Annotated in this window: 1 pseudogene; it reads left to right on the plus strand. The window is 39.9% G+C overall.

The window, feature by feature from the left end:
- Positions 1-281 (plus strand): annotated as a pseudogene (locus FD18_RS09810) (hypothetical protein); the annotation flags it as partial.

Consider the following 281-nt stretch of genomic DNA (forward strand, 5'->3'; position numbering starts at 1 on the left):
TCACTCATGCTTACTGAGTTACTTAAACTTTCGCTCATCGATACCGAGTTGCTTAAGCTCTCACTCATTGATACCGAGTTACTTAAGCTTTCACTCATGCTTACTGAGTTACTCAAACTTTCACTCATACTTACTGAGTCACTTAAGCTGTCGCTCATTGATACCGAGTTGCTTAGGCTGTCACTCATTGACACTGAGTTACTTAAACTTTCACTCATTGATACCGAGTTACTTAAACTTTCACTCATTGATACTGAGTTGCTCAAACTCTCGCTCATGCT

Origin of the sequence: Lactobacillus taiwanensis DSM 21401, assembly GCF_001436695.1 — a bacterium.
In the GTDB taxonomy this organism is placed as follows: Bacteria; Bacillota; Bacilli; order Lactobacillales; family Lactobacillaceae; genus Lactobacillus; species Lactobacillus taiwanensis.